Consider the following 24,397-nt stretch of genomic DNA (forward strand, 5'->3'; position numbering starts at 1 on the left):
CTCAGCAGTGAAATTTGTCTTAGTGGCTTTGCCACTTAGACAAAGACCTGATTTTGAGACAAGCCGCGCACTTTGCGAATTGGCTCAAAACAGCGTCCACTGCGTTCCAGCCACAACAAACGCCCTGAGGCGGTTGCGTCACCACCCAAACCCAACCACATCTGCAAGCAGGCGAAGCAACAAATACAGAAATCGTACTTTGAAGATCGGCTCAAAAAAGCTCTCATCCACTTTATCAGTGAACGAGAGCTCGATCGGAACATCTTATTTCTTCAACATATACATATAGAGTGCTTCGGTAGAGAAGTTCGTTTCAAACTTGACCGCCTTGCTATAAATATTATCAATCGTGGTCTGGCCGTTTTCCGCCTTTTTGGCAAGCTTCTGATAGTCCTTCAGAACTTGTTTGCCATCAGCGCCCACACTTTGCGCCAAAATCGACAATTGCATGGCGAAGTTCTTGACTTGAGTCTTGTTCTTCATCTTCTTGACGGTGAAAACATAGGCGACGCCAACCACATTCTGATTCTGAACATTGACCCGGATCCGCATCCCGTTGGCATCGACCAGGTCATGCAGACCATCCTTGATGGTGACGGGAAAAGCTTTGGCGCCGGTTTTCAGCTGTTGATTGGCCATGTTGTAAGCCATCGCAAACTGGGTATAAGGCACCAGTGACTTGGTCTTCTTGACGGTCACTGTTTTCGTGGCGGTTTTTCCTGCTTCGGTCGCGGTCAATTTGACTTTGGTATCACTTAACTGACTGGGCACTTGGATCACGAATGTCCCATCTTCCACATGGGCCGCTTGCTTCGCACCGTCGCCGATTTGATAGGTCAACTTGGCCTTTTTAGCGACATTTCCTTTAACGACCGTCACGATCCCATCAGGGCTGTAACTGTTGGCGCTGGGGTCAAGCTTTAGCGAATCGTTGCCACAACCCGCCAAGAGGAACAGTGACCCGACCGCCAGTAGCGCGCTAATTAAGGCCTTCTTTAACTTCATCATAAAAACTCCTTTCGCTCAACACGCGCTTAGATCTCAACGTTTCCAGAAAATTGCGAATTATAGAGATCAGCATAGAAGCCGTTTTGCGCCATCAGGTCATCATGATTGCCGGTCTCCACGATCGCGCCATGATTCATGACCAAGATATTATCGGCATCACGGATCGTTGACAACCGGTGGGCCACCACGAAGCTGGTCCGCCCTTTCAACAGTAAGCCCATGGCATGCTGGATCTGCAACTCCGTCCGCGTATCAACTGAAGAAGTGGCTTCGTCTAGGATCAAGATCTCTGGATCAGCGACGAAGGCCCGGGCAATCGTCAATAATTGCCGTTGCCCTTGAGAAATGTTGGAGGCCTCTTCGTTCAAAATCGTGTCGTAGCCATCAGGCAATTGCCGCACAAACTCATCAACGTGGGCTGCTTTGGCCGCGGTAATGATCTCATCGTGGGTCGCCTCTTCGCGTCCATACTTCAAGTTATCGTAGATCGTGCCCGTAAACAGCCAGGTATCTTGTAGAACCATGGCGAAATGCTTCCGCAACTCAGCACGCTTCATATTCCGAGTGTCCGTCCCTTTTAAGCGAATCGAACCGTCAGAAATGTCATAGAAGCGTTCCAACAAATTGATGATCGTGGTTTTACCTGCGCCAGTCGGGCCAACGATGGCGATCATTTGTCCCGGTTTGACCTGCAAATTATAGTCTGTCATCAATAAATCTTTACCTTGATAACCGAATTGCACGTGTTCCATCGTCAAAATATCATCCGTTGTCACTGCTGGTAAATCAACGTGATCATCGGTCATGTCTGGTTCGTCCAGAACTTCAAAGACCCGTTCCGCGGAAGCGACCGTCGCTTGGATCGTATTAGCCAAGTTGGCCAATTGCGTGATCGGTTGCGAGAATTGTTGGGTATACTGCAGAAACGCCTGCACGTTCCCTAAAGTCATCGTCCCGTTAGCGACGCCGATCCCACCAAGAACCCCAACGAAAACATAACCTAAATTATTGACGAAGGTCATTAAAGGCATGATGATCCCCGAAATCAATTGCGCCTTCCACGAGGCGGTATACAAGCGCTCGTTTTCTTCAACGAATTCGCCGATCGCCGCTTCTTCGTGATTGAAACTCTTGTTGATGATCTGACCAGAATAATTTTCTTCGATCTGATTATTCAACAAACCTAAACTCTTCTGTTGCGCGGCGAAGTATTTTTGTGAACGGGGCGCGACGACACCGACAATCACCAAACTCAATGGGATCGTCGCTAACGCGACCAAGGTCAATTGCCAGCTGATCGTCAACATCATCCACAATGTGCCGACGAACATCACCGTACTGGTGATCAACTGCGTGACACTTTGCTGTAAGGTTCCGGCAATATTGTCCATATCGTTGATCGCGCGGGACATGATATCACCGTTGGAATGGGTATCGTAATAATTGATCGGCAGCGTCTGCATCTTGGCTTTCATTTCTTTCCGCAGCCGATAAACCGTCTCCTGGGAGATCCGCGTCATCACGAACTGCATCACGAAATTCAAGATCGCTGAAGCGACATACATGAAGATCACCGTAATGATGATCGACTCGATCTTGCCGAAATCGATCGGGAATTGTTTCATACTAATGCCGGCTTTTTGCATGGCCGTCCCGCTCATGACCCCAGTAAAGATCTCCGTGGTCGCTTTCCCTAAAATTTTAGGTGTCCGGACTTGCAGAATCTGGGAGGCAATCGCGAAAATCATCACGATGATCAACGCGATCCGATATTTCGCCATGTAATTGAATAACCGTTTGGTGGTGCCCCAGAAGTTTTTGGGTTTGTCACCAGGCATTCCCATGCGGCCACCGCCGCCAGGACCGTGACCGCCCATTGGCCGTGCTTGCGGACGACTCGTTTCTTTCTCACTCATTGGTGGCACTCCCTTCTTTGATCTGTGAATCGACGATCTCGCGATAGGTTTCGTTGGTCGCCTTTAATTCCTGATGCGTGCCTAAACCGACCATTTTGCCGTCTTCCAGGACAATGATCTGATCGGCGTCGGCGACGGTAGAAACCCGTTGACCAACGATCACCACGACTGCCTTTTGAATCGTCGCGTCTTGGCGTAAAGCTTGGCGTAACAAGGCGTCAGTCTTGAAATCCAAGGCAGAAAACGAATCGTCAAAAATGTAGATCGACGCTTTCTTGACCAGCGCGCGAGCAATCGCCAAGCGTTGCTTCTGACCGCCAGAGAAGTTATTCCCACCTTGTTCCACGAAGGTTTCCAAACCATCATTCTCGCGGATGAAATCGGCCGCTTGGGCGATTTCTAAGGCGTGCCAGAGTTGCTCATCACTGGCTTCAGGATTCCCGTAAAGCAAGTTTTCGCGTAACGTCCCCTTGAAGAGGACCGCTTTTTGTGGCACCAAGGCGATCACATCTTGCAAGGCCATTTTGGCGACGTCCTTCACGTTATACCCATTGACCTTGACCGTGCCGGATTCAACATCGTAAAAGCGGGGAATCAAGTTGGTCAGCGTCGATTTACCGGCGCCAGTCCCACCAATGATCGCCAAGGTCTGTCCACTCCGTAAATGAGCGTCCACCCCAGTCAACGCTGGCTTTTCGGCGCCATGATAACGGAAAACGATCTGATCGAAGTCCAATGAAGCGGCGGCAACGTTTTGCACGTCCCGGGGTTGCTCTGGTTCCGTTAACCGAGTTTCCAAGTCAAAGACCTTCTGGATCCGTTCCGCTGAAGCTTGGGCCCGCGGAATGAAGACGAAGACCATGGCTAGCATCATGAAGCTCATTAAGATCTGCATCGCGTAAGTCATGAAGGCCAACATATTCCCTACTGGCATGGATTGATTGGCGATCAAATGACCACCCATCCACGTGATGGCAATGTTGGTCCCACTCATGACCAAGGTCATGATCGGCAACATTGCCGCCATGATCGAGAAAACACGCCGTGCGTTATCGGTATAATCTTTGTTAGCGACATCAAAGCGATCTTGCTCGAATTTATCCCGGATAAAGGCCCGAATGACTCGAACGCCGGTCAAGCCTTCACGAAAGACCAAGTTCAACCGGTCTGTTTTTGACTGCATCGCCTTAAATAGAGGGACAGCGAAATACATCACCACGCCGATCACCACAATAATGATCGGGATCACGACCAGAAAGATCCCTGTCAACTCGGCGTCCTTCTGATAAGCCATGAAGCTGGCCCCAATCAAGGTGATCGGCGCCATGATCATCATCCGCAAGGCCATCATCGCCACGTTTTGGATCTGCATTACATCGTTGGTGGTCCGCGTGATCAGTGAGGAAGTCCCGACCTGATCAAATTCATCGTTAGACATGTACAGGACTTTTTTATAAATATCTTTGCGGAGATTCTTCCCTAATGTTTGTGACGTCCGCGCTGCCAGCAGCACATTTCCGAAGGCGAAAATCACCGTTAGAAATGAAACCACCAACATTTTCCCACCGATCTGCCAGATCATACTAACATCTCCGGTGGCGACCCCGTCGTTAACCAAATCAGAGGTTAAGTTCGGTAAATAAAGATTCGTGATCACTTGACCAGTCATGAACAGGATCGCTCCAATGACTGCCCAAATGGAAACACGGTTCTTAGCGATTTTAAGCATCCTTGTTTCCTCCTTGCGAATTTAGTGCTACGCCGTGCTCGAACCAACTCAGGACCATTTCATATTGTTGCTGAAAGGTTGCGCTGGCTTGTTCCGGCTGTTCTTCGACTGTTGAAAAGTAATGGGCCGTCGAATGACCCAAAATCATTAACAGCATTCTAAACAGAAGATAGAATTCATCGGGTTTGATCCGTAATTTCGTAAAATCTGTTTGCTGTTCCACCTCAGCACTCCATTTCGACAATAAGTGATGAGGATGTGGTGGTTGGTGTGGCTGACGTTGCGAAAATTTCTGAAAATCATGATAGTCGATCCGCATAAATAAATTCCGTAACAGACCGCGATCAGGACTTGTGGCCAGAAAGGCGGCCGTTTGTTGCAAACTTAAGCGAAAAGTCGCAAATAGATCGCCTTGCAAACTAACCAAATTACTCAGAAACTTAGCTTGAAAATCATCCATGAATGTTTTCAAAAGGTAAAGATAGAGATCCTCCTTATCAGCGAAATACTGATAAAAACTGCCCCGGGGAATCTCAGCTAAATTAACAATATCCGCGATGGTGACCTCAGTATAGGGCGCCGCCGCAAAAACCGTCCGTGCGGCTTGAATGATTTTCCGTTGTTTGCCTGCCGACAAGCCGAAAAAGGTACGACTGGGCATAACCACAACTCCTCTCATAAAAGATTCAACCGTCAGAAAATGACGGCTTGTCATATGACACTGTGTCATTATAACACCCTCGGCAGCAGATGCAAGGATTATTTGCCACCCATTCTTTTGGCAGCGAGATGACCTGTGCCGACCACAAGTTGCCAGCAGCAGGGCAGGCCGCAGGTTGGCCGCAACCACTTCACTGGCCCACAAAAAATAGCGTTGGCTTTTGCCACCAACGCTATTTTGATTAGTTCTCGAAATTATTTTTCGGCCCAAGTGGCCCAGAATGTGGGTACCCCATGTTCATGCAAGAAGCCTGCGCCATTGGTATCCTCATAAATATCCCGCAATTTAAACCCAGCCTGAAGCTGACCGCGGATCTGCTCATCCAGGGTATGAGAGAACTGAACACCACTGTCACTGGCTTGCAAGGACGCCATTTGTTCCGGATAAGTCAGCGGATCAAAGGGCAGGCTAAATTTGACTTGGCTTTCATCATCGTCAAACAGAAAATTGACGCCATTATCCAAGCCGGCCAACAACCGACCGCCAGGCTTGAGGATCCGGTAACACTCTGCCCAAACCGGCCGCACCTCGGCGATGTAAACATTAGAGACCGGGTGGAAAATCAAATCAAAACTATTATCCGCGAAGGGTAGCGGCTGTGACATATCACCGCGGATCGTTTTGATCGAATAGTGTTCCCGTTGTACCACCATCACTTCACTGTCGATTTGTTTAGACGAGTAATCTAAAATGGTCCCTACTGCACCTAAGGCAGCAAAAATCGGCATCTGTTGACCGCCGCCTGCAGCCAGACCTAATACTTGCTGCCCTTGAAGCTTGGCAGGAAACCAAGCTCGCGGTACCTCTTTTGTCGGGGTCAAAACCATTGACCATTGACCTGCTTGCGCAGCTTGATAGGTGGCATGATCGATCGGGATCCCCCACTGCCAACCATCACGGACCCAATCGTCGATCGTTTTGGCGTTGATATCTTGATATTTCATAAATGATTCAAACCTACTTTCTCCAATTCTTTCTAAAATAACTCGCTACCAGCCCACGATCAAGTCTTTGTTGCTGTTGGCTTTAGCTATGGTCTGAACGGTTCCATTTTTATTTCTAAAATAGCTATGACTGTGCCCGCTATTTCCGCCATATGGAATATCATTTTTTGTTGCCATCTCCAGTGGTATGAATTTTTGACTTTTGCTATCCAGATTCACCATATCATAATCAGTGCACCTCTGTTGACAAAGGTACCATTTCAGGCGTAAATCCACTAAAAATATTGCTTGTCGTTCTAAATATAGGTTTAGCTATGGGACTAGGTGCGGTTGCTCTCAACCCTTGGACATGCCAATTCCTTGGTGAATGCACCCATTTAAAATCGATCCTGCTCACAAAATCCTCATTCTTTAGTCAGCAAAGTAGCTGGTCGCATTCTTAATTGCCATGATCTAATTTATTGGCGTACAAAAATCTTCGCGGGTAAAAACTATCTTTCAACACCAGTTGATAAAGAGCCAAAAAAAGCCTATCCGTGGAGGATAAGCTGTCGTTTCCCACATACATCATCAAATGAAAATACATGGTATTTCAGGAAACCTAAAACCTTGATTTAACGGGGTTTGTCACTGTGAGAAACCCTGTGAAACCTATCAATTGGGATACTTGGGTTCGAACCAAGAAATTATGGATTCAGAGTCCACCGCCTTACCAATTTGGCTATATCCCAATAAATCACCCGTACGGGAATTGAACCCGTAACTCCACCTTGAGAGGGTGGCGTCTTAACCATTTGACCAACGGGCAATTAAAAAGCACAAGTAATAGTTTAGCGTATCTAAATATGAACGTCAAGCCTTTTTTAGTTTTTATAATTGACGCTTTCTGTCACGCCTAGGGTCGACGTCGCGTTGAACGCGAATTTGCCAAGTAGGCAAGAACAGTCTGCCAAATCGTCCAAATCAATAATAAAATCGTGATCACTGCGCTAGCGCCAACAAAATAGCGCAGGATCGGGGCTTGTAGCCACTGCGCCATCAACCAAAGAACCAACGTCAAAACTGCGAAAGTCGTTGTACGACTGACCCGATCACCAAACAACTGCCATCTATTCAAAAGAAAACTCCACCAAATTCAAGCGCCGGTCCGTTAAATGCGAGCTAGTAAACCAGACTTGATCGTACGAAGCTGAACGGCCCTCTTCGGTCTGTACAAACAGCTGTTGCAGCAAATCTTGATTCTCACGAACAAATTCTGGCGTCAGCCGAAAAACGTGCAAACGCATCTCCGGGAAGAAGGTCGCGTCACCAGGGACCGGCAAACTATCCGCAAAAGCAAAAGTAATTTGATTAATATAGACGCGGGGCTCGCGAACGACGCCCGGATTGGTTAAAATGAAGTTAATGATTGCTTTAACGATTTCTTTTTCTGTCATCATCAGATCCACACTTTCATATCTACAGTTTAACATACTTAAGCACCTAAAAATCAGTGGAGGTCTCAAAATGAAAAACTTGATTCTAGTCCGACATGGTCAAACCGAACTCAATGCCCAAAACAAATTGCAGGGCTGGATCGACGCGCCTCTGACCCAGCGCGGCCGTGAAACGGCCAGTCAATTGCACCAAGTTTTGGCAACCGTTCCTTTGACAAAAACTTATACCAGCGATCGCGAACGCGCCGAAGATACCGCCAGTTTGATCCTCGGTCAACGTCAGCCGCTGATCCCGATCACCACGCAACCGCTTCTGCGCGAATATTATTTTGGCGCACTTGAAGGCCAAGATGAAAGTGAGATCCTCCGCGCATTTTTACGTAAATTTGGCTTGCGCCAAACCTTGGTCTGTACCCGCCGTGGTTCTGGTTTTCCGCAACTGATCAAGGGTTTTGCGGCCTTAGACCAAACCAAACAAGCGGAGACCTATCAAGATTTCAAAGATCGTGCCCAGCAATTGTTGACCCAATATGCGACTGACCCAACTCCGGGCAATGTTTTAGTTGTTGCTCATGGCTTGCTACTGAGTATGATGATCCACTTGATCGCGCCAGCAGATCTGCCAGCTTTCTTGCTGAAAAACACCAGCGTTTCGATTCTGACCAAGGTCGACGATCATTTTCAAGCGCAAGGGATCAACCTCACCGATTCCGCAGAGATCCAACGGCAACTGAATCCCAAATAAAAAAACCAGATCAACGTTGAAAAAACGAAGACCCGATTTTTAAGAAATCGGTTTTATTGAATGATGATTAGAAGATCATGCGCTGGATCCGCGTTGGATCCAGATAAAGTCGTTCAACAAATTCCCAATCGATCATGGTCCAAAGCGCGTTCAAATACGTCGCACGTTGATTATGATAACGTAAATAGTATGCGTGCTCCCAAAGGTCTAGGCCCAACAAAGGATGCCAGCCTAAACTCAAAGGTGTGTCCTGATTGGCGGTAGTGACGACCTGTAAATTGCCCAGATCATCTTGGACCAGCCAGACCCAACCAGAACCAAAGCGACCTAGACCGGCGGCAACGATCTGCTGTTGTAGGGCTGACCAGTCCCCAAAATGTTGACGGATCGCCTGATCCAATTTAGCTGGCTGGCCAGTTGCCCCATCGGGTTTTAGCAACTGCCAGAAAAGGGTATGATTAAGATGGCCACCACCGTTATTCCGAACAGCCTCGCGAATCGTTACTGGTAATGCGGAAAGATCGGTCAGTAAGGCGGGCAACTGATGATCGGCCCAATGACCCCCGACTTTTTCGATCGCTTGGTTCAGATTATTGACATAGGTCGCGTGATGGCGGTCATGGTGCAACGTCATCGTTTCAGCATCAAGGACTGGTTCAAGTGCATCAACAGCATAAGGCAAGGGTGCTAAGTGAAATTTCATATCATATCCTCCTTTTAATAACGATAAGTAAATATTAACTAATCACAGTTTGAAAGCGCAATAAATATGCTTGCAGTGGGCTATTGAAATGTTCGCGACAGGTCCATATTATCCATCCGAACATTTTTTTGGACAGAACCCGATCTTTTAAGCAATAATGCTTGTTAATTACCGTGAAATCACGTAAAATTGAAATTTACTAGATAAATTCGAGTAAGCGTCAAGACAATGGAGATCGGTCGATCAAATGATCCTTCCGATCTATTCGGGCATTTTTCAATTAAGGTAGGAAAGAAGAAAATGGGCATGGGACTTCTCGCAAAACTCTTTGGTGGTCAACCACCACAAAAATCCAAAACCACAACTAAAACAAAAATGGCGCCGGGCCAAGATACAGCTGATCCTTCGCCAGACAAACACGTTAATTTTGTCAAAAATCCAGCGCTGCTTGACTCCTTGACCACGGAAAATGTTGCGGATCGTAACGCGTGGTTACGCGACCAAGAACAACAAAAGGAGCGGATCCGGCGACCGCTTTCCACGGCGGACCGCCTAACACGTGACGGTTATTGCGCTGAATCGCAAGACATGTTATTGCCCTTGCTGAAACAGATCTCTGATCAACATTCTTACATGCGTGGCGTTATTTCCGAGAAGATCGCCGCCAACTATCATCAGATGCGCCAGTATGATGAAGAGATCACCTTTTTGCAAGATTTCTTGCAGACAGAAAAAAGCAATCCCCAATATCGGCAATATGAACGCAAATTCACGCGCACGATCGCGCGAGCACAAACAATGAAACAAAAAGGAAATCTGAACGATCATTTATGATTTGATCGACGATCGGCGCGAGCAGCTTGCCTGAGTTAAGCGTCCTGATCGAAATCAAAAAAACGACCCTCCTCGTCACGAGTCACCGTGGCCGCGAATGTCGTTTTTTGTTCTCTTTGATTCAATCAAACTGAATTTTGTTTGAAATCGGAATTGTGTCCTAGCCTCCAGTTCGCTTAAAACTTCATTAGTTGTTATTTTTGCCCAGTTCGCGCTTAATACGTCGCTTTAGAAAAGCAACGAGGATCAATGCAGGGATCGCCAATAATGATTCAACGTAGTATCCTTTGACAACAAGAAAGAAACCTAAAAATGCCACCAATAATACGACGACAATCAAAACTAGTGTGAATTTATCCGTTGCGCTCATCATTTTTCTACCTCCATCTTAAATGAGATACCATTATCAGTTGCCGCACTCACAGGTGTCGCTACTACCGGTATCATCACTGCCATCACTGAAAGTACTGCCGCAATTTATGAAAACTAAATAAAAACCATTGTTGGCAAACTGTTTACGCGAGTGTTGTCCGGTAGTGATCTGGTAGTATGTGGCGCACTGGATCACGGTCACCTCATTAACTCACTGTTTGCTCGATTGTACTAACATTCATCTATATTGTACGCTATTAGACGCCGCTTTAATACAGTTACGGGTGCCTAAAGTTGAAAATAATTTAATACCCGAAGCGGCCAGACACCCTAAAAGCAGCCAAGACCAAACGTAAGAAGTGACTTGTCCAATAACGACGATTCACTTAAACCGTTTAAACTGGAAACCTCAACTTTTAATTTTGTAAGAACTTAATAACAAAGAGACCCGCCACAAACTTGGTGAGTACCCTACCAATCCGAAATATGATCCTGTTTAAGCATCGAGACCGACTGCTGACACTTATCTTTTTCGTCGAATTTAAAGCTACCAGAAGATGATTTCTATGCCTACCTAAAAAGCCCTAAAATTCCGAAAAAATTCGGAATTCTAGGGCTTTTATTTTTAAAATCAGAATTTGATTCTAGCCACTTTTTACAGTTATCACCACATTATAACCACGCATGATGAAAATTCAATTTCAGCCAGTTTCTGTCAAGGTCAAAACTAGCCACAAACGCTGTCTTACAGGCGTTCGTTCAATTCCTTGCCTAACGCTTCAAAGCCTGGCTTGCCTAACAAGGCGAACATGTTCTTCTTGTAAGCTTCCACACCGGGTTGGTTGAATGGGTTGATCCCGTTCAAGTAGCCAGAAATGCCAATGGCAATTTCAAAGAAGTAAATCATGTAGCCTAAGGTATATTCATCTTGCTTAGGGATGTTGACGGTCATGACAGGGACGCCACCATCAGTATGCGCCAAGACAACGCCCTTATAAGCCTTGTCATTGACATAGTCCATTGACTTGCCTTCCAAGTAGCCTAAGCCATCCAAATCCTTCTCTTCGGAAGGAATCTGAACATCTGCCCGGGGTGCGCCGACTTTGACAACGGTCTCCATCAAGTTACGGCGTCCTTCTTGGATATATTGACCCAATGAATGCAAGTCAGTTGAGAAGTTCGCAGAAGATGGGTAGATCCCCTTCTGATCCTTACCTTCTGATTCGCCGGCTAATTGCTTCCACCATTCGCCAAAGTATTGCAAAGTTGGTTCATAGTTTTCTAGCAATTCAGTGGTAAAGCCCTTACGGTACAAAATGTTCCGTAAAGCGGCATATTGGTATGCTTCATTCTTAGTCAAATCAGGATCGTTGTATTCACTACGCGCGTCAGCAGCACCTTTCATCAAGGCATCTAGATCAGCGCCAGCAACGGCGATCGGTAACAAGCCGACTGCAGAAAGAACTGAGAAACGGCCGCCGATATCATCAGGCACAACGAATTCTTCATAGCCTTCTGTATCAGATTCAGACTTCAAAGCCCCTTTAGCGCGATCGGTCGTGGCATAGATCCGACCTTTGGCACCTTCGCGACCATATTTTGCGACTAATTTTTCCTTCAAGACCCGGAAAGCGATCGAAGGTTCTGTGGTCGTCCCTGACTTGGAGATCACATTGATACTGAAATCGCGGTCGCCGATCAACGCAACGACATCAGCCAAATAATTGGGGCTGATCGAATTCCCAGCAAACAAGATCTGCGGGCCCTTACGATCAGGTGCCATGTTATAGAAAGTGCTGTTCAAGAAATCGATTGCAGCGCGCGCGCCTAAGTAAGAGCCACCGATACCGATCGCCACGAACACTTCTGAGTCGCCTTGGATCTTCTTAGCGGCAGCCTTGATGCGAGCAAACTCGTCCTTATCGTAATCAACTGGTAAGTCGATAAAGCCACGGAAATCAGCACCAGCGCCTGTACCTTGACGTAACTCTGTGTCAGCGGCTGTGACCATCGCTTGCATTTCACCTAATTCATTTTCGTGAACGAAAGGTGTTAATTTACTACTATCAAAAGAAATATGTGCCATTGATCTGATCCTCCTAGAAATAAAAAGTAAGTGACTTTTCACTTGTTAACTTTAGCCTTTTTCACCAATAATTGCAAGGTTATTGGTTATTGGTCTAGTCAAGTGATTTTCGCACAAAATCAAGCCTGACTGGGCTTTCAACCAAAAAGAAACTGAGGAAGTTGGCTAACCACCCCAGTTTCACTTGTTTGGACTGCGCTCACAAGACCGCTGTCCACTTATTTAAATTATAATTCTTCAGGAACCAATTTGATTGGACGAGTACCCATCCAGTCGATGATCTCTTCAACAGTATCTTTGATTGCTTGAGTACCAGGTGCTAATAACTTACGAGGGTCAAAGCCTTTACCTTCTTGATCCTTGCCAGCTAAGATATATTCACGAGTTGCTTTGGCAAATGCTAATTGGCATTCAGTGTTGATGTTCAATTTAGCTACACCCATTGAGATAGCCTTCTCAACTTGGTCTTGAGGAATGCCGGAGCCGCCGTGCAATACCAAAGGAATTGAGATAACATCTGCTAATTCTTGCAGACGATCGAAGTGTAAACCAGTCCAGTTAGCTGGGTATTGGCCGTGGATATTGCCGATCCCTGCTGCCAAGAAGTCGATGCCAGTTGCAGCTAATTGCTTGGCTTCTTCAACATCAGCTAATTCGCCTTCACCAACGATACCGTCTTCTTCGCCACCGATCGAACCAACTTCTGCTTCGACAGAGATGCCTTTAGCATGAGCTAATTCAACGATTTCCTTGGTCTTTTCAAGGTTTTCAGCGAATGGTAAGTCGTGGCCATCGAACATAACTGAGTTGTAACCAGCAGCGATCGCTTCTTTAGCTGCTTCGTAGTTACCATGATCAAGATGGATAATAACAGGAACAGTAATTGCCATGCTCTTAACTGTGGCAGCAATCAATTGTTGGCAAAGTTCATAGCCACCCATATATTTTGCAGCACCCATTGATGTTTGGATCAAAACGGGTACATTCTTTTCTTGGGCTGCGGACAAGATTGCGCGAGTCCATTCCAAGTTGTTTGTGTTGAACGCACCTACTGCATAATGACCCTTACGTGCAGCGGCAAAAATTTCTGTACCATGTACTAATGACATTGATGAATCCTCCTGTATGTGTAAATTATAATTTTACCTACATTGTTACTTTATCATTTTTTGAGATAAAATGGTAATATTTTGAAAGAATATTTGATATTTTCCCAATATTTCAGAAAATAAGCTCGATTCAAAAAATTGCCAAGCTTACGCCAATCACCATGTTAACGATTTCAAGCCGCCGTTACTTTTTTCCGTCGGATCCGCCGCGGGATCACGATCAAGTAAAGGCAATAGCCGATGACCGCCCCGACTGTGTTGAAGATCAAATCATCAATGTCGGTCACGCCAGTCGCTAAGAAAAATTGTAAGGTTTCAATGACCGCTGACAAAAGTGCCCCTGCAAGCAAGGTCAGCAGCAGGTTCGGCCGGTGTTTGACCCGTAGCAATGGCCAAAGAAAGCCAAATGGAATGAACCAGAGGATGTTACCATAGAAGTTATAAAGAAAATCAAGTTGTGAGCGCGCATATTGCAACTTCAACGTCTCGGTCAGGACGGTCCAATTGATCACAGCTGGCGAACGGTGCCAATAGATCTTGATCTGCCAAGGAAAATAGATCCCCCGGAAAACAGTCAGCGCCAATAATAAGAGTAAATAGAAAGTAAATAGGCCCAATAAGAGCTCGTGGCCCCACCGCCAAGGTCGCCGCTTGAATTTAAGATACAGCACGCGTAAAATCGCCAGCAGGATGAAATATAAAATTGTCTTATCTAAACTATAAAAAATCAGCTCGATCAACGGAAAATGATTGATCCGCTCTGCGTAATGCTCAACAACGATACGATATATCGGCCCTAAAAATAACATGGCATTCCCTCTTCCCGCCAAAACGATCCAAGCTAATTTTAACAGAAAGTTGGCCCTACGACCTTTTTTTGTCGTTATTTAATAAAATCGCTAAAGATGCTCGCTTGACAGCAATTAAGCTAACCTTACTCAAAGTTTAATAAGCGGCGCTAGATCGCATGGCCATGCCCCTAAACACCCTTCTCTCTTTGAATGAGCAACGGAGATAAATTGCTTATTAGGGGTAAAACATTGTAAAATGAAGACATTCTATCTGTGAGGTTTTATCATTGAAAAATTTGCCCCTTAAACGCTGGCTACAAACACGGCTTGGCTTTTTTTCCTTATTGACATTGCTGATCTGGCTGAAAACCGTTTTTAGCTATTACTTCAATTTCTCATTAGGTGCCAGCGATCCGCTCCAACACTTCTTGATGATCTTCAATCCGATCGGCACGACGATCCTGCTCCTCTCCATCGCGTTATACATCAAACCGACCCGATCATGCTATTGGATCATGTATGCGATCTACTTTTTGGACAGTATTTTATTATTAGCCAATGTCATTTACTATCGCCAATTTACAGATTTTTTGACGATCAATACCATTACCAGTGTTGGTAAAGTCACCAACGGCTTAGGTAAAAGTATCAATTCATTATTGACTTGGCCCGATCTATTCCTGATCCTCGATCTTTTGCTTGTTCTGATCGCCTTATTGCGTGGCTGGATCAAGATGGACGAACGCCCCTTTAGTACGCTAAAGGCATTCACGATCACCTCATTGGGCGCCTTTATCTTTCTATTGGACCTGACCTTGAGTGAATCAAATCGGCCGCAATTATTGACCCGAACTTTTGACCGCAATTACATCGTAAAGTATTTAGGATTGAACACCTTCATGGTCTACGATGGCGTTAAGACCGCACAAAATAATCAGATCCGTTCTTCCGCTGATGGGACGGATATCAATGAGGTCCTCAATTATACTCAGGCCCATCAAGCTGAGCCGAATAGTGCTTACTTCGGCAATGCCCAAGGGAAAAACGTGATCGTCATCCATTTGGAAAGTTTTCAGCAATTTCTGATCGACTTCAAGGTCAACGGTCAGGAAGTCACACCATTCTTGAATAAACTTTATCACGATCAAAACTCACTGAGTTTCAGCAACTTTTTCCACCAAGTCGGTCTTGGCAAAACATCAGACGCAGAAAACATGCTTGAAAATAGCGTCTTTGGTCTGCCCCAAGGCTCCGTCTTCACCTCGCTGGGAACAGACAATACTTTTCAAGCCGCTCCCGCGATCTTGCAACAGACCGCCGGATATAGCAGTGCTGTTTTTCATGGGAATGTCGGTAGTTTCTGGAATCGGAACCATGTCTACAAGAATTTCGGCTACGATTATTTCTTCGATTCTAGCTATTTCAATACCAGCTCAGAGGCAAATATTGGTTACGGACTAAAAGACAAACTACTTTTCGCGGAAAGTATCAAATATCTTGAACGCTTGCAACAGCCGTTTTATACCAAATTCATTACTGTCACGAATCACATCCCCTTTAATTTGACCCAAGCGGATACAGATTTCACGATCCCCGATACTGCCGATAGCACCGTCAATAACTATTTTCAAACGGCTCATTACCTCGACCAAGCTATTGAAGAATTCTTCGCTTATCTTGACCGCTCTGGTTTGGCGCAAAACTCACTGGTCCTTCTCTATGGTGATCATTACGGCCTTTCCAACTCCAACAATAAGGCGCTGGCGACTTTGCTGGATAAAGACACTGATGACTGGACCGCCTTCGACAATACCCGATTACAACGGGTCCCTTTGATCATTCATATGCCTGGTCTTAAAGGGGGGATCAAGGATACTTATGGTGGCGAGATCGATGTTCTACCAACCTTGCTTCATTTACTTGGTATTAAAACTGACAAGTACGTTCAGTTTGGGCAAGACCTGCTATCTGATCAGCATCAGCAATTGGTCGCTTTCCGAAACAATAATTTCGTCACTTCAAAATATACCGTTTTAGGTGGCAAGGGTTCAAAAAGTAACGTTTACGACAATTCGACTGGTGCGTTGTTGACCGAATTGACCAACGCGCAGATCAAGACCCTTGACCAAGAGCAAACCGCAGTCGATCAGGCCCTAGCTCTTTCTGACTCGCTTAATAACAAAAACCTATTACGCTTTTATACCCCTAGTGGTTTTCGTCCAGTCGACCCTGAGAAATTCGATTATCTCAATGAGATCACCGAACTGATCCAAAGACAAACCAAGTTAGGTGACCAATCCACGTCACTTTACAGTCAAACCGGCCATTCAACGACGAAGCTCTACAAAACTGACGCGCCCGAATTAACTGATCCTGAAAATGATATTGATGAGTTCCCCAACGTTGGCAGCAATAAGGCAACAGACAGCAGTAAGCAATAGTCCACGACCAGCAGTACCACCAGCAAGAAAAGCAAGACGACATCAAGCCGTCAGCAAAGTAGCAAAAAGTAATATCTCCGATTCAAAAAAGTCCGCCGTACAACTGACTTTTAGAACTCGTAGGCAAAGTAAAAAAGGTGTCTGGCAAACGATAAACATTTGCCAGACACCTTTTATTTTGGAAGTACACCTATTTTACCAGTACAGCTAATTTTCTTTAGGCTTGATCATCTTTTTCTTCGCCGCGGTAGCAGCGGCTTCCGCTGTGGCTTCATCCGGCCAGAACACTTTGAAAGTCGAGCCTTGATGCAGTTCCGAACTGACCTCGATCGTCCCATAATGCTGTTCGACCAAGGAATGGACGATTGCCAGACCCAGACCGGATTCGCCATACTTCGTATTCTTACGAGAAGGATCTGCTTTATAGTAACGTTCCCAAATATTTTGTAACTGGTCATCACTCATTCCGATCCCGTTGTCACTGATCACGACTTCGACGCCATGTTCAACGGCTTTGATCGCCAAAGTAACTTCACCTTTTGTGGTAAACTGGATCGCATTTTGACTGATATTGAAAACCACTTGGACAAAACGATCGTAGTCAGCATAGACATTCACCGCTTCTTGCTCCAACAAAGTCAAGCGATCACCTGCCGCCGCCGCTTTCTGCTGGAGCTGACTGACGATATTGCTTAAAGCCTCGGTCCCATTAAAAGTACGCTTATTCAGCACGATTTGATTATTACGGATCTTTTCGTAATCCAAATTCTCGTTGACCAGACGAATCAAACGCTTGGTTTCATTTTGCATCAACGTAATGCTCTTATCCTTAGCTTCTTCAGGGATCGCATCGTAAGCCAGCCCTTCTAGTAGGCCATTGATGGTCGTCAGCGGTGTCCGCATCTCATGAGCAGCGTTGGCCATGAATTGTCGCCGCCGCTCTTCTTGACGAGCGATCTCTTTGTTAGATTCATCGAGGGAGTGGACCATCAAATTGAAATCATTGGCCAGATCATCGATCTCATCACGACCTCGGGAAACCAGTTCCACATCGAAATTACCATCTGCAACCGCTCGTGTCGCTGAACGTAACCGGTTGATTCGCCGCACGTAAAAATGCGCCAGTAGGAAGCTGAGCCCTAAGGCCACTAATAACGACAGTAATAGCGCCATAAATAGATTCTTTTCCATTTCCTGGACCGTTGACCTGATTTTAGTCACCTTAGACGCGATAAACATCGCCCCAACGAATTTTTTATTACTATCGAACCAAGGATAGATCACATAAGTCAATTCAGCACCATTACCCAAAGCAGGCCCTTGGGTCCCGGCGGCGCGATTGGTTTGCTTGCGCACACTTTTACCAGATTTAAGGGTTTTCCAAACACTGCTGGATAAAGAAGGCCGATTTCCCTTACTTACCGAATAGTTAGGGTAGATCTGCTCGTTGTCGGCATTGTAGACGGCATAAACCACCGCATCACTACGCAACACCATCTGAACTTCATCAAGAAAATCCGTTGAGATCGCCGTGTACTGACCGGTTTGTTTATCTTTTGCTGTGAAAAGATCGCCAAAATTACGAGCATAACCTTCCAATTGGACCCAAGTCGTCTCGTAAGCTTGACGATTATTATAGTTGATGACGGCCGCGCTCACGATCAAGAGGGTGGTTAAAATCACCACAAAAAAGCCAATCATCTGTTGGTAAATTAATTTCATTAACGACCTGCTTCCGAATCATCGAATTTATAACCGACGCCCCAAACAGTTTGGATCACCTGTGGCCCCACTTTCTCGATTTTTTGCCGTAACTTCTTGATATGAGCGTCGACCGTTCGTTCATCGCCGTAATACTCATAATCCCAGACTAATTCTAGCAATTGTTCACGCGAGAAAACTTGGCGTGGCTTCTTCGCCAAGGTCTTCAATAAATCAAATTCCTTAGGCGTCAAGCCCTGGATCTCTTTACCATTCAAAAAGGCTTCCCGGGTCTTAGAGCTAAGTTTGAAATTATCGGTCGTCACATCGAACTGACTTTGATTGACATCAACATCGCCATTCCCGTCAGCATCAGTGTGTCCGCTGTTCAAGTCGGCGCGACGATGGATCGCTTTGATCCGCGCGATCAAGGTGATCGGACTAAACGGCTTAGTCACGTAATCATCCGCGCCTAATTCCAAGCCCAGGACTTGATCACTTTCACTATCACGCGCCGTCAACATAATGATCGGCACTGTTTTGGAGATCTCCCGGATCTCTTTGGCGACTTGCATGCCATCCTTACCAGGGAGATTAAGATCTAAGGTGATCATGTCCCAACTGTCCGGGTCACTTTTGAACTTGTCCATCGCTTCATTGCCATCATAAGCGAAATCAACGTCCCATTTCTCTTTTTGGAAAAACATTCCCATCATTTCGGAAACTGACGTGTTATCTTCGACCATCAATAATTTCATAAATACTTGCACATCCCCGTTTAAAAAATATTATACCCACAAACTGCCGTGAAAAAAGCAAATTCACTTAAAAAACCGACAAATTTCAAATACAACTTTTTTGTGAAAAATCCAAGTTACTCAGCGTCGTGATTGATACTTGATCGGTAATTGGCCGATCCGCATCAAGTAATGCCGTAATTTATTTTCTAAAATCATGAAACTAGCCCAAGATAATAGGCACGTCAACAATAACCACAAGGGGCTGAGATGGTTCAAGTGGAAATAGTTGATGACCAGACCCATGCTGACCTGAAAAACGCCGGTCAACAATAATACATCTCGGCACCACCGTTGCGCTAAATAGAAACCACTGGTCGTTTGCCGCGCTAAAAGCGACTTATAGCTAAGGACCGTTGAAGGTTTCTGTGCGGGGTGGAACAAGAAAATCAAACCAAAAATAACAAACGCACTACCAAGAATCGTATTGATCATTAGGCAATTCCTCCTACAGATACTCTAAGTATATCATGTTTTCTGCCGAAAATGACGGAATGCCCTGTCTTATTAGAAATTTAAGTAAAGCGCTTCACTTGGCTTAGTCAGCGTGCCTCTCGGCGATCATAACCGCTGCCATCACCAAAATGAGATAGATCGAATAGTTGCCCACCGCCTTCATTTTGTGAAATTTTATCGGTGATCTGACCGCGGAGATTTTACCAGTACCCAAATATCTGCTAGAATAGTAAGCATTGCTTGCCCGTTTTGCGACACAACTAAACTGACTTTTGGAGGTCACTATTTTGAGATCAGAATATCGCGGTGTTGTTTTCTTCGACTTGGACGGCACCCTTTTAAACGAAAATTCGGTGGTCAGCCCTGATGTGGGTGTTGCGATCCACCAATTACGCCATAACGGTTACTTACCCGTGATCAATACGGGGCGTTCTCCCTTGGAGATCGAGGCAGCTTGCGCGGCAACGGGGATCGATACTTTCATTTCGCTAAATGGTAGCTATTTGGCGCATCGCCAGCAGCCTGTTTATCAAGGCATTATTGAAACTGCCTTGATCCAGAGAATGGTCGAGCTGGCCACCGAGCTCAATGATTCCTTATCGTTTTACAGCAAAGACGCCATCCATGCAATCAAGGATGACGCCAATCTACGTGCCTCATATGATTCGATCCACACCCCGATCCCCACGATCGTTCCTGATTTTTACTTAGATCATGAAATCTTGATGTTGCTGGTTTTAACAACAAAGAATGATCAGATCTACGCCGAACGTTTTCCCGAATTCACTTACTATCGCAATGGGCCTTACTCGATCGATACTGTTCGCAAAGGAAACTCCAAGATGAAGGGGATCAAAGAGATGATCGCCCGCTTGGATCTTGTTGGTTTGCCAACTTACGGGTTTGGTGACGGTCCCAATGATCTAACAATGCTCAATTATGTTGATCACCCAGTCGTGATGGCTAACGGGATCACTGCCGCCAAAGAAGCCGCGGAGTTCGTGACCAGTAGCAATCGCGAAGATGGCATCATCAAAGGACTCCAACACTTCGCCTTGATTTGATCCCATATTACTCGCATTTGGCGGAGAAGTAATGACCCCGTGATCGATCTAAGCTAATGCGCTGGCACCGATCAGATCGCAATGCCGATTACGATCCGTGCACCGCAAGTGACCTGACTTGCTCGAACTCTTTTTTACAGGTACAGACTGTGCTATAATGATGTGTATCCCTTTTGGGGGCGTTCTGGATTCGACATTTGTATCTGGGCGTGAATTGCATTCCGTAGGTCGCGTCTACGTAAAAACGCCACAGTTAATCTAACTGCAAACAAAGAAAACACTTACGCAGTAGCTGCCTAAAAACCAGCTAGCGTGATCCTGCTGGATTCACCTAAGGTTCAGATCTAGGGTCTCAAATTAATTAGGTTACGCACCACGTTGCTGTCTGAGGCGTGGTGAAGAGATTCGCAGACTCGTCATTAGCGGTTAGCCATGCGGTGCGGCGCGCGCTGATGATCAAACCTCAAATAGTACAGCTATGAATGTAGACGTTTGCGTTGCAGTATGGATGGACAGGGGTTCAATTCCCCTCGCCTCCATTTTAAGGCTTTTAATCAATTTTTTCGAACCGCTGAAATACTGTTAAATCAGCATTTTGGCGGTTTTTATTTGCACTCGTTTGGCTTGATTTGAAATCTCGTGTGCACATTCTGGACGAAAAACGGACAAATCGATCATGAAAAAAATGAACACAAAAAGCCGCCTACTCAACCTTAGAACCGTTGCGTTAGCCCCAACTTTTCCGTGCAAATAGGCCGTTTTTCGTGCATAATTGGTTCGATCAAAAAGATGGGAACGACGAACTAGCGTCACAGCGCTAGTTTGATTGCTACAATAATCAACGCTGACCCGAGCAATAAAAGCAGATATTGCGGCCAATGGCGTCTGATTTTTTCCTGAAAACTGAGCACGACCAAAACCAAGCCCGCAAAAAACGCACCGATCATTACTAAGAATCCCATATTTATCGCTCCCTTATCAATCTTTCTTTGGTCAACCTTAAAATGTGGGGATGTTGCTCTGCAACAAGCCGATCGTGCGTGACTGTCAAAATCGTTTTCCCCTGCGCGGCTAATTGCGCAAAAAGAGTCACGACACTGGCCGCATTCTCCTCGTCCAGCGAGCCAGTAGGTTCATCAGCTAAAATGATCGCCGGATCATTGATCAGCGCCCGCGCTAAAACCACCCGCTGTTTTTGTCCACCTGAGATCTGGCGTGGATACTTATCAAGGATATCAGTGATCCCCACAGCCGCCGCTAACTCAGTCACCCGTTGTGCCAGATCAGGTCGTGATCGTTGTGGGCCATAAATCGTTGGTAATAAAATATTTTTTCTAACGGTCATCCTTGCGACTAGGAGCGGTTCCTGAAGCACAAACCCGATCTGAGCGTTGCGTAATTGAGCCAACGCCTGCTCACCCAGCTCATTAGTTACTATTTGATCCAGCATGACTGTACCTTGATAATCACGGTCAAGTAAACCTAAAATATTCAATAAGGTACTTTTCCCAATTCCGGAGGGTCCGATCAAGGCGGTCATCGTGCCGGCCTCAAGGGTCAAGGAGAGATCCGTGAGCACCACTTGTTTGTTGTTTTTTTGGATAAAAGTTTTGGAAATCGTGTTCGCAATTAGTTTGCTCATTTAATTGACCTCACCTAAAATCAATTTTCGTCGCACCGTTCTTTGCGCCAACCAACTGACCAGCAGCGCCAACCCAACTAGAAAGACGAATACGATGATCATGGCGACCAAGTCATCACTACCAATAATGGTCGCCTGAGTAAGCTGCCCTTCGGCTCCTATATTGTCATTCTTCAGGAATTTAGTCAGCAACAAGGCAAACCCACCAGCTGGCACCAGAGCAAGGAACGCCTCGGCGCACGTTAGCATAAAGGTCGCATGGAAAACATCACGCGGTGTCAGGCCCAAAGCTAATCGTAAAGCGACTTCTTGACGCGAATCTTTGATTGTTTTGATTATATTCCAAATCATAAAAGCGCTGGTCCCGGTCAAGATCACCAACATGATCAAGACCAGTGGAAGCATCTCCTGCCGATAAAGTGTTAGAAATTGATTGATATTATCATCGACTGAATAGAATTTCACGTTAAAGATCTGGTCTTGATTTATCTTTTGACGGATCTCCGGAAGTTGTCGTGCCGCGGTATCAAAAAGGAGCAGATCTTGAAGACCACTCGATAGTTGAAATGGACTGATCTTGGCTACTTCTTCAGCGCGTAATGGTCGCACGATCGTGTTGTTCAACCGTGTTTCCGACTCCAGTAAATACATCGAACGCAAGCTTTGATTTTGTTGTAGCACACCACGAACCCGATAAACTTCATGACGCCCGCTGGACGGATCAGTTGCTTTGAACTGATGACCAACTGGAAAAATACTGGCCAAGTTAGCCCCAACAAGTACTGGGATCGTTGTTCTATTTTGGTGAAAATCCTGAACAGTCAAGTTTTTTCCTTGAGCGATACCCAGAGGATAAAATTGAAAGAAATTCTGATTAGCAGTCAGGAACTTGACCGGCAAATTTGCCGATCGATCTGCATTTGCAAATTTTTCTTGCGCGTCATAGCTCCAATGAAGCGCATAATCGCCGCTTTTTTCTAAACTATTGATGATCCCGGTCACGTGTTCTGCTACTTGCTCAGGATTCTCTTGATAAGCCTGAACGAGCTTATCCTGATCCGATCGATCATTTCCCGCAACGACTTTTTTGCCGCGCATCGTCGCCAAGTCACGGTACCCATGAGTCACAGATACCATTGAGCGCACGCACACAAATGAGATCAGGGCAAAGGCCATCATGAACAGCAATCCCAGAATCGTAAAAACGACCCGCTTTAAAAAAACATGATGGATGAATTCAAAATATTTCACGCTTGGACCCGTCTCCTAACCAAGATCAACCAAAGCGCTCCTTGCTGTGTCAGGTAGAGCGCGAAACAAAGCCATAGCGTCAAAAGCGCTTTGACCGAAAAAGAGCGATGCCAAAATACAGTTGTCAAAATCGAGCCGCCGATCACCGCTAAGATCCCCATACTCACCAAATCGATCAGGGGATATCCAGCCAGTTCTTTTCGCGTCGCGCCCACAATAAATCGTAATTTTCTTTCTGCCTGAGTTTGCTCGCTCAAATGATAGACGACGAGTAATGCCAAAATATCGAAAAAAAGTAATAACGCAAACAGTAATACTGGCCGTGAAACCAGTAATTCGAGCCAACCACTTGTGGACTGCTGGCTATTGGTGGCTAAACTAAATATCAGCTGTAAAGTGACATAAAATAACAGATCAACAAGTAAAATGGTGAGCCGATCACTGATCAATAAAAAATCTTTCCGCACGCACGCTGACCTCCCACCAACAATGTATCCGCTTTCTTAATTTTGATTTTACGCTTCGTTTTACTAATGTCAATATAAGCTCAGACGCAAGCATATTCCTTAATAAACCCTTAATAATATATGCGCTGGATATTTTTAAATGAGCAGTTTAGCTTTTTCATAGGATCCTTTCCTCCGAAAAAAG

At 45.7% G+C, this 24,397-nt stretch carries 23 protein-coding genes, 2 tRNA genes and 1 other RNA gene; 5 read left to right on the forward strand and 21 right to left on the reverse strand.

What is annotated here, in order from left to right; all coding sequences use genetic code 11:
- Window positions 1–264: 264 nt before the first annotated feature.
- The 9 genes from OCU21_RS09395 to OCU21_RS09435 all read right to left on the reverse strand — a co-directional run bounded on the left by OCU21_RS09395 (window position 265) and on the right by OCU21_RS09435 (window position 7,790).
- On the reverse strand, window positions 265–1,005 hold the full coding sequence (locus OCU21_RS09395; RefSeq protein ID WP_261807156.1) for a hypothetical protein: 741 nt from the start codon (window positions 1,003–1,005) through the stop codon (window positions 265–267).
- A 29-nt stretch (window positions 1,006–1,034) separates the two neighbouring features.
- A complete protein-coding gene (locus tag OCU21_RS09400; protein ID WP_125598545.1) occupies window positions 1,035–2,924 on the reverse strand; it encodes an ABC transporter ATP-binding protein in 1,890 nt (629 codons plus the stop codon).
- Window positions 2,917–4,653, reverse strand: a complete 1,737-nt coding sequence (locus tag OCU21_RS09405) for an ABC transporter ATP-binding protein (protein WP_261807157.1) — start codon at window positions 4,651–4,653, stop codon at window positions 2,917–2,919. The genes OCU21_RS09400 and OCU21_RS09405 overlap by 8 nt, the downstream gene beginning before the upstream one ends.
- Complete coding sequence (locus OCU21_RS09410; protein ID WP_261807158.1) at window positions 4,646–5,314, reverse strand: TetR/AcrR family transcriptional regulator; 669 nt, start codon at window positions 5,312–5,314, stop codon at window positions 4,646–4,648. The genes OCU21_RS09405 and OCU21_RS09410 overlap by 8 nt, the downstream gene beginning before the upstream one ends.
- Before the next feature lie 254 nt (window positions 5,315–5,568).
- Entirely contained in the window at window positions 5,569–6,318 is a 750-nt protein-coding gene (locus OCU21_RS09415; protein ID WP_261807159.1) for a class I SAM-dependent methyltransferase, read from the reverse strand.
- 658 nt (window positions 6,319–6,976) lie between these two features.
- A tRNA-Gln gene (locus tag OCU21_RS09420) sits at window positions 6,977–7,049 on the reverse strand.
- 5 nt (window positions 7,050–7,054) lie between these two features.
- A tRNA-Glu gene (locus OCU21_RS09425) sits at window positions 7,055–7,126 on the reverse strand.
- 87 nt (window positions 7,127–7,213) lie between these two features.
- Entirely contained in the window at window positions 7,214–7,435 is a 222-nt protein-coding gene (locus OCU21_RS09430; RefSeq protein WP_261807160.1) for a hypothetical protein, read from the reverse strand.
- On the reverse strand, window positions 7,428–7,790 hold the full coding sequence (locus OCU21_RS09435; protein ID WP_261807161.1) for a hypothetical protein: 363 nt from the start codon (window positions 7,788–7,790) through the stop codon (window positions 7,428–7,430). Before OCU21_RS09435 ends, OCU21_RS09430 begins: the two co-directional genes overlap by 8 nt.
- A gap of 34 nt (window positions 7,791–7,824) precedes the next feature.
- Between OCU21_RS09435 and OCU21_RS09440 the strand changes: the two genes are divergently transcribed.
- Window positions 7,825–8,499, forward strand: a complete 675-nt coding sequence (locus OCU21_RS09440; protein ID WP_261807162.1) for a histidine phosphatase family protein — start codon at window positions 7,825–7,827, stop codon at window positions 8,497–8,499.
- Window positions 8,500–8,566: 67 nt separating this feature from the next.
- On the opposite strand, the gene OCU21_RS09445 is transcribed toward OCU21_RS09440, so the two are convergent.
- Window positions 8,567–9,202 (reverse strand): superoxide dismutase, encoded by a 636-nt coding sequence (locus OCU21_RS09445; RefSeq protein ID WP_261807163.1) that lies wholly within the window; start codon window positions 9,200–9,202, stop codon window positions 8,567–8,569.
- A 228-nt stretch (window positions 9,203–9,430) separates the two neighbouring features.
- On the opposite strand from OCU21_RS09445, the gene OCU21_RS09450 reads away from it, so the two are divergent.
- The gene (locus OCU21_RS09450) at window positions 9,431–10,036 is read left to right on the forward strand and encodes a hypothetical protein (RefSeq protein WP_261807164.1); all 606 of its coding nucleotides are present in this window, start codon (window positions 9,431–9,433) and stop codon (window positions 10,034–10,036) included.
- Window positions 10,037–10,223: 187 nt separating this feature from the next.
- Here the strand turns inward: OCU21_RS09450 and OCU21_RS09455 are convergent, their stop codons facing one another.
- The 4 genes from OCU21_RS09455 to OCU21_RS09470 form a co-directional block, all read right to left on the reverse strand.
- Entirely contained in the window at window positions 10,224–10,409 is a 186-nt protein-coding gene (locus tag OCU21_RS09455) for a hypothetical protein (protein ID WP_261807165.1), read from the reverse strand.
- 744 nt (window positions 10,410–11,153) lie between these two features.
- Window positions 11,154–12,494, reverse strand: a complete 1,341-nt coding sequence (locus OCU21_RS09460; RefSeq protein ID WP_261807166.1) for a glucose-6-phosphate isomerase — start codon at window positions 12,492–12,494, stop codon at window positions 11,154–11,156.
- A 227-nt stretch (window positions 12,495–12,721) separates the two neighbouring features.
- Window positions 12,722–13,603, reverse strand: coding sequence for a class II fructose-bisphosphate aldolase (locus OCU21_RS09465; RefSeq protein ID WP_261807167.1), 882 nt, complete (start codon window positions 13,601–13,603; stop codon window positions 12,722–12,724).
- Between the two features lie 173 nt (window positions 13,604–13,776).
- Window positions 13,777–14,412, reverse strand: a complete 636-nt coding sequence (locus OCU21_RS09470) for a VanZ family protein (RefSeq protein ID WP_261807168.1) — start codon at window positions 14,410–14,412, stop codon at window positions 13,777–13,779.
- Between the two features lie 269 nt (window positions 14,413–14,681).
- Here OCU21_RS09470 and OCU21_RS09475 point away from each other — a divergent pair, with 269 nt between their 5' ends.
- On the forward strand, window positions 14,682–16,835 hold the full coding sequence (locus tag OCU21_RS09475; protein ID WP_261807169.1) for an LTA synthase family protein: 2,154 nt from the start codon (window positions 14,682–14,684) through the stop codon (window positions 16,833–16,835).
- A gap of 207 nt (window positions 16,836–17,042) precedes the next feature.
- Here the strand turns inward: OCU21_RS09475 and OCU21_RS09480 are convergent, their stop codons facing one another.
- The 3 genes from OCU21_RS09480 to OCU21_RS09490 form a co-directional block, all read right to left on the reverse strand.
- Window positions 17,043–18,557, reverse strand: a complete 1,515-nt coding sequence (locus OCU21_RS09480) for an ATP-binding protein (protein WP_261807170.1) — start codon at window positions 18,555–18,557, stop codon at window positions 17,043–17,045.
- A complete protein-coding gene (locus OCU21_RS09485) occupies window positions 18,557–19,294 on the reverse strand; it encodes a winged helix-turn-helix domain-containing protein (protein WP_261807171.1) in 738 nt (245 codons plus the stop codon). Before OCU21_RS09485 ends, OCU21_RS09480 begins: the two co-directional genes overlap by 1 nt.
- Window positions 19,295–19,414: 120 nt before the next feature.
- Window positions 19,415–19,768 carry a hypothetical protein gene (locus OCU21_RS09490; RefSeq protein WP_261807172.1) on the reverse strand — a complete coding sequence of 118 codons (354 nt, stop codon included), beginning with the start codon at window positions 19,766–19,768 and terminating at the stop codon, window positions 19,415–19,417.
- Between the two features lie 308 nt (window positions 19,769–20,076).
- On the opposite strand from OCU21_RS09490, the gene OCU21_RS09495 reads away from it, so the two are divergent.
- Together OCU21_RS09495 and ssrA are read left to right on the forward strand one after the other, a co-directional pair.
- A complete protein-coding gene (locus OCU21_RS09495) occupies window positions 20,077–20,853 on the forward strand; it encodes a Cof-type HAD-IIB family hydrolase (RefSeq protein WP_261807173.1) in 777 nt (258 codons plus the stop codon).
- Window positions 20,854–21,028: 175 nt separating this feature from the next.
- Window positions 21,029–21,395: a transfer-messenger RNA gene (gene ssrA / locus OCU21_RS09500) on the forward strand.
- 267 nt (window positions 21,396–21,662) lie between these two features.
- Here ssrA and OCU21_RS09505 read toward each other — a convergent pair.
- Genes OCU21_RS09505 through OCU21_RS09520 form a run of 4 tightly spaced genes read right to left on the reverse strand, consistent with a single transcriptional unit; the run spans window position 21,663 to window position 24,213 of the window.
- The gene (locus OCU21_RS09505; RefSeq protein WP_261807174.1) at window positions 21,663–21,815 is read right to left on the reverse strand and encodes a hypothetical protein; all 153 of its coding nucleotides are present in this window, start codon (window positions 21,813–21,815) and stop codon (window positions 21,663–21,665) included.
- A gap of 2 nt (window positions 21,816–21,817) precedes the next feature.
- On the reverse strand, window positions 21,818–22,495 hold the full coding sequence (locus OCU21_RS09510) for an ABC transporter ATP-binding protein (protein WP_261807175.1): 678 nt from the start codon (window positions 22,493–22,495) through the stop codon (window positions 21,818–21,820).
- Complete coding sequence (locus OCU21_RS09515) at window positions 22,496–23,746, reverse strand: FtsX-like permease family protein (protein WP_261807176.1); 1,251 nt, start codon at window positions 23,744–23,746, stop codon at window positions 22,496–22,498.
- Window positions 23,743–24,213 (reverse strand): hypothetical protein, encoded by a 471-nt coding sequence (locus OCU21_RS09520; RefSeq protein WP_261807177.1) that lies wholly within the window; start codon window positions 24,211–24,213, stop codon window positions 23,743–23,745. The genes OCU21_RS09515 and OCU21_RS09520 overlap by 4 nt, the downstream gene beginning before the upstream one ends.
- Window positions 24,214–24,397 lie beyond the last annotated feature (184 nt).

The sequence above is a fragment of the Lapidilactobacillus luobeiensis genome, from assembly GCF_024345205.1.
GTDB classification, from domain to species: domain Bacteria; phylum Bacillota; class Bacilli; order Lactobacillales; family Lactobacillaceae; genus Lapidilactobacillus; species Lapidilactobacillus luobeiensis.

Coding starts and splice junctions, on each gene's coding strand:
- OCU21_RS09395 (WP_261807156.1), bottom strand. CDS start 1,005: ATGAAGTTAAAGAAGGCCTTAATTAGCGCGCTACTGGCGGTCGGGTCA.
- OCU21_RS09400 (WP_125598545.1), bottom strand. CDS start 2,924: ATGAGTGAGAAAGAAACGAGTCGTCCGCAAGCACGGCCAATGGGCGGT.
- OCU21_RS09405 (WP_261807157.1), bottom strand. CDS start 4,653: ATGCTTAAAATCGCTAAGAACCGTGTTTCCATTTGGGCAGTCATTGGA.
- OCU21_RS09410 (WP_261807158.1), bottom strand. CDS start 5,314: ATGCCCAGTCGTACCTTTTTCGGCTTGTCGGCAGGCAAACAACGGAAA.
- OCU21_RS09415 (WP_261807159.1), bottom strand. CDS start 6,318: ATGAAATATCAAGATATCAACGCCAAAACGATCGACGATTGGGTCCGT.
- OCU21_RS09435 (WP_261807161.1), bottom strand. CDS start 7,790: ATGTTAAACTGTAGATATGAAAGTGTGGATCTGATGATGACAGAAAAA.
- OCU21_RS09440 (WP_261807162.1), top strand. CDS start 7,825: ATGAAAAACTTGATTCTAGTCCGACATGGTCAAACCGAACTCAATGCC.
- OCU21_RS09445 (WP_261807163.1), bottom strand. CDS start 9,202: ATGAAATTTCACTTAGCACCCTTGCCTTATGCTGTTGATGCACTTGAA.
- OCU21_RS09450 (WP_261807164.1), top strand. CDS start 9,431: ATGGAGATCGGTCGATCAAATGATCCTTCCGATCTATTCGGGCATTTT.
- OCU21_RS09455 (WP_261807165.1), bottom strand. CDS start 10,409: ATGATGAGCGCAACGGATAAATTCACACTAGTTTTGATTGTCGTCGTA.
- OCU21_RS09460 (WP_261807166.1), bottom strand. CDS start 12,494: ATGGCACATATTTCTTTTGATAGTAGTAAATTAACACCTTTCGTTCAC.
- OCU21_RS09465 (WP_261807167.1), bottom strand. CDS start 13,603: ATGTCATTAGTACATGGTACAGAAATTTTTGCCGCTGCACGTAAGGGT.
- OCU21_RS09470 (WP_261807168.1), bottom strand. CDS start 14,412: ATGTTATTTTTAGGGCCGATATATCGTATCGTTGTTGAGCATTACGCA.
- OCU21_RS09480 (WP_261807170.1), bottom strand. CDS start 18,557: ATGAAATTAATTTACCAACAGATGATTGGCTTTTTTGTGGTGATTTTA.
- OCU21_RS09485 (WP_261807171.1), bottom strand. CDS start 19,294: ATGAAATTATTGATGGTCGAAGATAACACGTCAGTTTCCGAAATGATG.
- OCU21_RS09490 (WP_261807172.1), bottom strand. CDS start 19,768: ATGATCAATACGATTCTTGGTAGTGCGTTTGTTATTTTTGGTTTGATT.
- OCU21_RS09505 (WP_261807174.1), bottom strand. CDS start 21,815: ATGGGATTCTTAGTAATGATCGGTGCGTTTTTTGCGGGCTTGGTTTTG.
- OCU21_RS09510 (WP_261807175.1), bottom strand. CDS start 22,495: ATGAGCAAACTAATTGCGAACACGATTTCCAAAACTTTTATCCAAAAA.